A 5,760-nucleotide genomic window follows, 5' to 3' on the forward strand; every position below is an offset into this window, starting at 1 on the left:
AAACCATAATCGGGATTTGGTTCTTTTTGGGGCCAGTGCCTCCGCTAAAGCTTCGGCGACACGCGGAATGCCAAAAAGAACAAAGAAAATAATCAAAAACAGGGCTACTAACTTTTCCAGAAAACCACAATCATTGCGTTTAGCGAAAGGAGTGTCAAGCTTGCTTGAACGAGACATCACCATTTCACCCCCTCATAATCAACATAGTCATCATCAACTTCCAGATCATTCACAGTACAACCCAGCCTTTTGGCTTCATTTTCCAGAAAGGTCTGGTAAACATCATATTCGTCCGTTAAAAAGGATGCTTTTTCCAACAGTTCAGGAAGTTCCCTGAAAGCTTTTTTCCCACCTCCCTGCATCACGTAATCCATATTGATCTTTCTCATATAATGGTAAATATATTCGTTGGCCTCATATATTCCGCCATCAATAAATCCAATCAACTTGCGGGCCCCGGTCTCGTCAAACTCTTTCATTGCTTTTTCCAGCCAATACTCAACTTGAAGCACCATGGCAATATCAAACTTGGTGGTTTCTGAATAACGCATGTTAAATTTTAGTGCGGCAAGGAAAAATAAAAAATGGATCCAGGAAATCTCAGCCCCAAAGTATTCGACCTCATCAATTTCAGGATGGTCACTTTTCTTTTTCAGACGTTGCCCTTCAAAAGCCTTCCTGACTTCATAAGAAAAACTGCTGATAAGTTTGTCCCGGTTCTCCGATCCGGTCATAGTCAGGTTTCTCTCCTCTCCCCAGAATTTCCCTATCACTTCGTAAAAGCTATTCAGGTCTTCATGTGTTCCCCAGAGCTTAACACCGATTCCTCTGGGAGTTGGTGTGATGTGTAGCATAATAAATTAGAGTTTATTTCTTTTATTTTATTCTCCGACAAATCCTGCCCTAAATAAATATATTGATCGTACTGACAGGCTTGATGGCTATAGATTTACTACAAATACTCCTCAATCCAATAGGAGTAATCTGCCAGGATTTGGCCTTCTTTTGAAGAGGCTTCTAAGGACTTAAATTCAAATAGTTGCAGTGCGAATATCTCCTTGTTTGAATCAGTGCATTTTACCTTTGCAAAGATATTTGAGAAATCTTCTATATTTTCCTCATAACCGACAATCTCAAAAACTTTATCTCCATCCGGAGTTTTGTTTCCATATTCGGTGTATGTAAAATCACTTTCAATTCCTGTTACTCTATGTGGTAACTCAATATTGGCTTTAATGAAGTCCAGATATCTTTTGAGGTTTGCGGAATTTACATTCAAAGATTTATCTTCAATTATATTCTCGATTCTTTGTTCTATATCTTTTGTGTTCATTGTAGTTGATTCTTGCTATTAGAAAAAATATCTTTCATCAATCTATATCTGCCCCCCCACTCCCTTAAACTTCTCAACAAACGAAGCAATCTTTTGAAAAACATTCTGCTTCTTTTTCAAATACTGAGGGTTCAACGGACTCATTTTGGGTAAAACAGAATTGAGTTCAGTCCCATTCTCACTGGCATATTCACGTTTTAATGAGGTCATGATATACCTTCTGGCTTCTTCTTCATTTAGGTCCTCATCTGCTATCAATTCCGACGCCTCTGTTTTTTGTTTTTCCTGTGCAAAAGCAAAGAAAGAATCTATAATTCCTGCTTTGTCTTTCATGGTATCGAGGTCTGTTTTATTGATAAAATCAACAACCAGACTCTCTTTGGCCCGGTTACCAATACTCGCTCGGATAACACGGCGGATCTCCTCTATCAACTCATCCTTGTCTTTGGTCTTTTTGTTATGCTCAAAAATCAATTCAAGGATATAATCAAGGTTGATTTCCTGCGATTTAAGCAAGTCCACCTCAAAAACCACATCATCCCAGTCAATATCTGAGTCCTCTGCTTCTTTACCACTTTTCTCGCGTCGCAGCCAGTCCCGGATATCGTTATAGGTGGACCGATAATCCTGAATCGTTCGCTCTTCAGGCACATCCACCGCTTGCATGGCAGCTATATCTTCATCCGTGACAAAGTGGGTTTCCTTAAATTCCTCAACAGCCTTGGGGTCATCTGTATCAACTACCTGCAATGCCTTCAGATGGGTAAACTCATCGTAGTTTTGAAGAATGTTCTCAACACGGAGGTATTCTCCAAAGAGCTTCGCAAACTCTTTTTTATCTTTTTCCGTGTCGATCTCATCCGGATCGGGGAATTTTTCATTCAGCTCCTTTACCACATCAATATAACCACGACGTGCTTCACCGGTGGCTATATCTTTAAAGCCTTCCAGATACTCCTTATAACTCTTCTCCAACACAACATTTTTGGTGCTGCTATCACCAAAAAGGGTAATGGCATCAACAGTCGCCGTCTCCAAATCGCGAAAGGTTACAATATTGCCAAAGGTTTTGGTAGCATCATAAATACGATTGGTGCGCGAAAAAGCTTGCATCAGACCATGATAACGCAGGTTCTTATCCACAAACAGCGTATTGAGGGTAGGTGCGTCAAAACCCGTCAGAAACATACCCACGACGATAAGTAAATCGACCTCTTTGTTCTTCACACGCTTGGCAAGGTCGCGATAGTAGTTCTGAAACTCTTTGCTATCTACCCCATAGCTGGTCTTAAACATCGCGTTATAATCGTTGATGGCCCTGGTCAAAAATTCCTTTGCACTACTGTCCATTGCAGAGGGCTCAAAGCTCTCATCAGCTATCTCACCTATGGCATTTTGCTCTTCGTTGGCCGCAAAGGAAAAGATGGTCGCTATTTTCAAAGGCTTTTCGCTCTCTTTTTGCAGATTGTTGATCGCTTCATAGTAGCATTTGGCAGCATCCACACTGCTTACGGCAAACATGGCATTAAATCCCTTTGCACTCCCTTGCGACCGATGGGTTTTCTGTCTGTAGTTTTGCAGGATGTATTGAGAGATTTCTTTGATGCGGGAAGGATGCAGCAAGGCTTTTTTGTTTTCGGCTGCACTTAACTTTTTTTCATCTGTTTCGGTCTCTATTGCTTTAAATTTAGGCCGAACATCATTGTAGTCAACCTTAAATTTTAGTACTTTCTCATCCCTGATGGCATCGGTAATAACATAGGAGTGCAATTCACGACCAAATACTCCGGCGGTTGTTTCTGCTCCCAAAGCATTTTCCGGAAAGATAGGCGTGCCGGTAAACCCAAACTGATAGTACTTTTTAAATTTCTTCCGGAGATTCTTTTGTGCCTCTCCAAACTGTGAGCGATGGGCTTCGTCAAAAATGAACATCACCTGCTTTTGAAATACCGGCAAATCACGCTCACCTTTCATGAGGTTATTGAGCTTCTGAATGGTGGTAACGATGATCTTATTGTCCTCTTTCTCAATATTTCTTTTCAGGCCTGCGGTACTTTCCGATCCATTCACACTATCGGGGGAGAACCGCTGATACTCTTTCATGGTTTGAAAGTCGAGATCTTTACGATCCACCACAAAGAATACCTTGTCGATAAAATCAAGCTGTGTGGCCAGGCGTGCTGCCTTAAAACTGGTAAGGGTTTTTCCCGATCCTGTTGTATGCCAGATGTAACCACCACTTTCGGGCTTAGACCATTTTTTTGCCTGATAAGAGCTGGTTACCTTCCATAAGATCCGTTCGGTGGCTGCAATTTGATACGGCCGCATGACAAGAAGCGTATCACTCACATCAAATACGGAATAGGTAAGCAGTACATTTAAAAGGGTGTTTTTTTGAAAAAAGGTGGCTGTAAAATCTTTAAGGTCTTTAATCAAAGTATTATCCGACTTTGCCCAGTTCATGGTAAAGTCGTAACTGTTTTTATTGCGCTCTACGGTGTTGGCAAAATAGCGGGTGTCGGTGCCGTTGGATATGACAAAAAGCTGCAGGTACTTAAAGAGGGAATTTTTGGCATTGAAGCTCTCTTTGGTGTACCGATGCACCTGGTTAAAGGCTTCACGAATGGCAACACCCCGCTTTTTCAGTTCCACCTGCACCAGTGGTAAGCCATTGACCAGTATGGTAACATCGTACCGGTTGGCCTGGCTCCCTGCCTGCTCAAACTGCGAAATGACCTGCACTTTATTGCGGGCAATCTTCTTTTTATCTACCAGATATATATTCTGGATATGCCCGTCGTCAAAGACAAAGTCGTAAATATAGTCATCGTGTATTTTTCGGGTTTTATCGATGAGGTTATCACCGGGTCTGTCTAAATATTCCTCCACAAAACGACGCCACTCTCCATCGGTAAACTCCATATCGTTGAGTCGCTGCAGCTGTTTTCTCACATTGGCAAGCATGCCCTCCTGCGTGTTTACCTTACGGAGATGGTCATAGCCCTGATTGGTCAGATCCTGAAGGAATTCCCGCTCAAGGTCTGCCTCCGATTGATAGCCGGCAGGCGCCTCATTTACCTCCGAGAATTTGGTGTATTTGTCTAATACAATGAAATTGTTGGATTCAGCTATGGTTTTGTAGGTCGTCATAATTCTGTTTTTTTTAACCACGAAAGGCACCGAAAGCACGAAAAACAATGGCTTTGTTGGTTGTCATGGTTTCTGTTTTTTACCACGAAAGCTTAAAGAGCCAGTCGTGTGATGGAGGCTTTAGGGTATGTTCCAAAATTAACGAGTAACCCCAGTCGCATTCCTGTTGCTTTCAAATAATTTAAAACCTGAGCCTGATGCTCCGGCAGGATGCTTTTTGCGGCTTTTAACTCTATAATTATCTTATCGTAACCTATGATATCAGGCTTATATTTTTGTCTCAAGGGTTCACCTTTATAGTTTAGTTGCAGTTCGGGCTGAGCTACATAAGGAATATTACGCCTTCTCAATTCCTTCTCCAGGCACTCCTGGTAAACCGCTTCGAGAAAACCACAGCCCATTTCGCGATACACATCAAAAATGGCACCCTGGATGGCGTAACATTCTTCCTTATAGATGATGTCTTCGTTCATACATTTTAGTTTTATTCAAACAATATTTTATCATTTTTTGTGCCTTTCTTACTTTTCGTGTCTTTCGTGCCTTTCGTGGTTCTCACACCTTTTCGTGCCTTTCTTACTTTTCGTGTTTTTTGTGCCTTTCGTGGTTCTCACACTTTTTCGTGCCTTTCATACTTTTCGTGTCTTTCGTGCCTTTCGTGGTTATCCTGTTTCTCGTTCCTGTTTTTTTCGTGCCTTTTGTGCCTTTCGTGGTTACCCTTCGTGCCTCGGAAACGTCAACAACAATTCCCGGTAATATTCATATTGTTTTTTTCGTAATGCGATCTCTTTGGGCAATCCTTCACTGATGGACGCCGTCAGGGTGTCGAATTTGTCCAGGATCGTAACGATGCGTTGTTGCTCTTCTGGTGAAGGTACCGGAATTACTACTTTGCTTAATCCTTTTGCATGAATTGCTGAAATTTTCCCGGAAGAGATATGTCTTCTTATTTGATCATGAAAATGTTTAGTCCTTGAAAAATAAGCGACATATTTAGGATTTAAAATACTTCTATATGAAAAGCAAGCATCATGAATAACAACCCCGTCATCTCCTAACCAGGCAGTTCCTCTACCAATATCTTCAATTGTTTCACCAGCGGCAACGATGACAACATCCCCTTTTTCGGCAATTCTTAGTTTTTTATTCTCAACTAGCTCTTTACTAACAAATGATTTAGTTTTATCCGCCCAAGTACCATAATGTGTGTACATTTCGCCATAATGAATACAAGGGATACCCTCTGAAATCATATCAGTTTTAACAAATCGTTTTCC

5 protein-coding genes and 1 pseudogene are annotated in these 5,760 nt (G+C 41.4%); all 6 read right to left on the reverse strand.

The genetic code is table 11. The features are described 5' to 3' along the window. Positions 1 to 183 (reverse strand): annotated as a pseudogene (locus tag QZZ43_RS18535) (hypothetical protein); the annotation flags it as partial. Beyond that, positions 177 to 854, reverse strand: coding sequence for a hypothetical protein (locus QZZ43_RS18540; RefSeq protein ID WP_291862383.1), 678 nt, complete (start codon positions 852 to 854; stop codon positions 177 to 179). The pseudogene QZZ43_RS18535 and the gene QZZ43_RS18540, both read right to left, overlap by 7 nt. A gap of 98 nt (positions 855 to 952) precedes the next feature. Next, positions 953 to 1,333 (reverse strand): calcium-binding protein, encoded by a 381-nt coding sequence (locus QZZ43_RS18545; protein WP_291862386.1) that lies wholly within the window; start codon positions 1,331 to 1,333, stop codon positions 953 to 955. 42 nt (positions 1,334 to 1,375) lie between these two features. Next, the gene (locus QZZ43_RS18550) at positions 1,376 to 4,483 is read right to left on the reverse strand and encodes a type I restriction endonuclease subunit R (protein ID WP_291862389.1); all 3,108 of its coding nucleotides are present in this window, start codon (positions 4,481 to 4,483) and stop codon (positions 1,376 to 1,378) included. A 92-nt stretch (positions 4,484 to 4,575) separates the two neighbouring features. Continuing rightward, entirely contained in the window at positions 4,576 to 4,956 is a 381-nt protein-coding gene (locus tag QZZ43_RS18555) for a GxxExxY protein (protein ID WP_291862392.1), read from the reverse strand. Positions 4,957 to 5,196: 240 nt separating this feature from the next. Next, positions 5,197 to 5,760: restriction endonuclease subunit S (locus QZZ43_RS18560; protein WP_291862395.1), on the reverse strand; the 564-nt coding region annotated here is incomplete at its 5' end.

This window comes from Marinilabilia sp., assembly GCF_016278715.1.
In the GTDB taxonomy this organism is placed as follows: domain Bacteria; phylum Bacteroidota; class Bacteroidia; order Bacteroidales; family Marinilabiliaceae; genus Marinilabilia.